We start from the raw sequence: 3,700 nt of genomic DNA, 5'->3' as shown, positions 1-3,700 counted from the left end.
TGCGTGCCCATCAACAGCCAGATTCTCCCGCCCGATGCACCGCTTAATTTGCTGGCCGAAATATTGCCGCCTGAGCGCATCGAAGAGCTGGAAGAAATGAACGAGCTGAACATGGGTTGGGCCGTGTCAGGTGTTGGCCGTTTCCGTATCAGCGCGATGCGCCAGCGCGGCTCGATTGCCGCCGTGATCCGCTTCATCTCGATGGACATTCCGGCGCTGGCCACCTTGTCCGTACCCCTGATTTTGGGTGAGCTGGTCATGGAAAAACGGGGCTTGCTGCTGATGGTGGGCGCCACCGGTGCCGGCAAAAGTACGACCATGGCTTCCATCGTGGATCACCGTAACCAGAATGCAGCCGGCCACATCCTCACGATTGAAGATCCGATTGAGTTTTTGTTCAAGAACAAACGCTCGGTGGTCAACCAGCGCGAGGTCGGCACCGATACACAATCCATCCAGCTGGCCCTCAAGAACGCCTTGCGCCAGGCGCCCGACGTGATCCTGATTGGCGAAATTCGTGACCGCGAGACCATGTCCGCGGCCATTGCCTACGCCCAGACAGGCCACTTGTGTCTGGCCACCCTGCACGCCAACAACAGCTACCAGGCGCTCAACCGCATCCTGAGTTTTTATCCGATCGAAGTGCGCCAGACCATGCTGGGCGACCTCGCCGCCGCCACGAAGGCGATTGTGTCGCAACGTCTTTTGCGCACGACCACAGGCGCACGCATTCCTGCCGTGGAGATCATGCTCAACACCAGCCTGGTGGCCGAGATGATTGCAAAAGGTGATTTCGCGGGCGTCAAGGACGCCATGGAAAAATCCATCGCCGAAGGCGGTCAGACTTTTGAACAAGACATTGCCCGGCTGATTGTGGACGGCACGGTGGATCGCAAAGAAGGCCTGGCCAATTCCGACTCGCCCACCAATTTGCTGTGGCGCCTGCAAAACGACTTCAGCGCCCGCGCCAAGCCCGAAGAACAGTTCGAAGACCCGGACGACCATCCCTCGTTCACCGAAATCACGCTCGACGTAACCCACTGATGTCACACACCCTCTGCCTTGCTGAACAGCTGATTGCCTGCGCTTCTCTGACGCCCGATGACGCCGGCTGCCAGGACATCATCGCCGCGCGCCTGGCCCCGCTGGGCTTTGTTTGTGAAACCATGGCCAGCGGCCCGGACCACTTCCGCGTCACCAACTTATGGGCAAAACGAGCTGGAGCCCTCGCCAAACAAGCGCCGGCCGCTCCTGAATTGATAGTATTTGCCGGCCACACCGATGTCGTGCCGACCGGCCCGCTGGACCAGTGGCAGAGCGACCCGTTCACGCCCACGCAGCGCGACGGCAAGTTGTATGGCCGCGGCGCCAGCGACATGAAGACCTCGCTGGCGGCGTTTGTCGTCGCCGTTGAAGAGTTTGTCGCGGCGCAGCCCGACACCGCCCTGTCGATCGGGTTTTTGCTGACCAGCGACGAAGAAGGCCCGGCCACCGACGGTACGGTCATCGTGTGCGAAGCCCTGCAAGCGCGGGGTGAACGTCTGGATTACTGCATCGTCGGCGAACCCACCTCGCTGGAACGAACCGGCGACATGATCAAGAACGGCCGCCGTGGCACCATGAGCGGCAAGCTCACGGTCAAAGGCGTGCAGGGCCACATCGCTTACCCGCAGCTGGCCAAAAACCCCATTCATCTGGTGGCACCGGCCCTGGCCGAGCTGGTCGGCATCGAATGGGACCAGGGCAACGATTTTTTCCCGCCCACCTCCTGGCAGGTCAGCAACATCCACGGCGGCACCGGCGCCAGCAATGTGATCCCCGGCACCGCGGTGATTGATTTCAATTTCCGCTTTTCCACCGAGTCCACGCCGGAGGCGCTGCAAACGCGTCTGCAAGCGGTGCTGAACCAACACGGACTTGACTACGAGTTGGCCTGGACCGTGGGCGGCCTGCCTTTTCTCACCACGCCCGGCACGCTGGTGGAGGCGGTTTGCGCCGCCATCAAATCAGAAACAGGCATTGATACCGTGCTATCGACCACCGGCGGCACCAGCGACGGCCGTTTCATTGCCAAGATCTGCCCCCAGGTGATTGAATTAGGCCCGCCCAACGCCACCATCCACAAAATTGACGAATACCTGCAGCTGGCAGACATTGAACCGCTCAAAAACATTTACCGGCGTGTGCTGGAAAATCTGAACGCGCGCGTGACTCAATGACCATTCTGGAACTGATCAAAGCAAGCGCCCAGCAGCTTACCGACGCGGGAGTCGCGTTTGGCCACGGCACCACCAACGCCTTTGACGAAGCGGCGTGGCTGGTTCTGTGGCAGCTCGACCTGCCGCTCGATACCCCGCTGGAAGGCCCGGACTCTATAGCTAATCAGGCTGTATCCCCCGAGAAACAAGCGCAGGTAGCTACACTTTTAATAGCAAGAATCACATCCCGCAAACCGGCCGCCTACCTGACGCAGGAAGCCTGGCTGCAGGGCGTGGCGTTTTACGTGGACGAACGCGCCATCGTGCCGCGCTCCTTGATTGCCGAATTGCTGGTGGGTGGCGGCATTGACTACTGGCTCACCGAATCCACCCGCCGGGTGCTGGACCTGTGTACCGGTAACGGCAGTCTGGCGGTGCTGGCGGCCCTGAGCTACCCGGAAGTGAGCGTCGACGCCTCCGACATCTCGACTGACGCCCTGGCGGTGGCCCGCATCAACATCGACAAGCACGGCCTGCAGGACCGCATAAGCTTGTTGACGTCCGATGGGCTGGCCAGCGTGCACGGCCCTTACGACCTGATTCTGTGCAACCCGCCTTACGTCAATGCGCAAAGCATGGCCGCCCTGCCCCCTGAATACCATGCCGAGCCGGCTCTGGCGCTGGACGGCAACACACGGGGCGGCAGCGATGGCATGGACTTCATCCGCACGCTCCTGCGGGACGCGCCTGCGCACATGAGCGAGCACGCCGTGCTGGTGCTGGAAATCGGCAACGAACAAGCCAACTTTGAAGCCGCCTTCCCCCAACTGGAGACCGTCTGGCTGGAAACCAGTGCCGGTGAAGACCAGGTGCTGCTGCTGACCCGCGACGCGCTACTACGTCTATAGATCCAAATTTCCGTCATCGCGAAGCCACGGTCCGTGGTCGTCATTGCGAGCGCAGCGCGGCAATGACGAATAGACAGAAGCACCTTGATACACCCAACTTAAACTGAAACGATTCCCGTGATCACTCTTAAAAACGTCATACTGCGCCGCGGTGCCAAGCTGTTGCTCGACAACGCCACCGTCACCATCAACCCGGGCGAAAACGTGGGCCTGGTGGGGCGCAACGGAGCCGGCAAGTCCTCGCTGTTTGCCCTGCTCAACGGCACGCTGCACGAAGACGGCGGCGAGTATTTCATTCCCAGCCAATGGCGCATGGGCCAGGTGGCCCAGGACATGCCCGAGACCGAGCAAAGCGCCACCGACTATGTGGTGGATGGCGACACCTCGCTGCTGGCGGCGCAAAACGAAGTCACGGCCTCGGAAGCCACCGACGACTACGACCGCATGGCGCACGCCTACATGGCGCTGCAGGACGCCGGGGCGCACGATGCGCCGGCCCGTGCCCAGGCGCTGATTTTGGGCTTGGGTTTCAAAACCACCGAGTTGAACAACCCGGTCAACAGCTTCTCCGGCGGCTGGCGCATGCGCCTGCAG

General features: G+C 61.3%; 4 protein-coding genes. All 4 read left to right on the top strand.

Going from position 1 to position 3,700, the window contains the following annotated elements:
• Positions 1–1,044: PilT/PilU family type 4a pilus ATPase (locus tag B3V69_RS18805; RefSeq protein ID WP_296448717.1), on the top strand; the 1,044-nt coding region annotated here is incomplete at its 5' end.
• Positions 1,044–2,219, top strand: coding sequence for a succinyl-diaminopimelate desuccinylase (gene dapE / locus B3V69_RS18800; protein WP_296448715.1), 1,176 nt, complete (start codon positions 1,044–1,046; stop codon positions 2,217–2,219). The genes B3V69_RS18805 and dapE, both read left to right, overlap by 1 nt.
• Positions 2,216–3,106: a 50S ribosomal protein L3 N(5)-glutamine methyltransferase gene (prmB, locus tag B3V69_RS18795; protein ID WP_296448713.1), complete on the top strand. Its 891-nt coding sequence runs from the start codon at positions 2,216–2,218 to the stop codon at positions 3,104–3,106. The genes dapE and prmB overlap by 4 nt, the downstream gene beginning before the upstream one ends.
• A 117-nt stretch (positions 3,107–3,223) precedes the next feature.
• Positions 3,224–3,700, top strand: a 477-nt coding sequence (locus tag B3V69_RS18790; RefSeq protein ID WP_296448711.1) for an ATP-binding cassette domain-containing protein, incomplete at its 3' end; no start/stop codon positions are given.

It is taken from the genome of Rhodoferax sp. UBA5149, from assembly GCF_002413825.1.
In the GTDB taxonomy this organism is placed as follows: Bacteria; Pseudomonadota; Gammaproteobacteria; order Burkholderiales; family Burkholderiaceae_C; genus Rhodoferax.
The sequence above is the reverse complement of the archived record's forward strand: the minus strand, read 5'-3'. Positions and strand labels throughout refer to the sequence as shown.

What these genes read in the sequence shown, in the direction of transcription:
- dapE (WP_296448715.1), top strand. Translation starts at nt 1,044, where the DNA reads ATGTCACACACCCTCTGCCTTGCTGAACAGCTGATTGCCTGCGCTTCT.
- prmB (WP_296448713.1), top strand. Translation starts at nt 2,216, where the DNA reads ATGACCATTCTGGAACTGATCAAAGCAAGCGCCCAGCAGCTTACCGAC.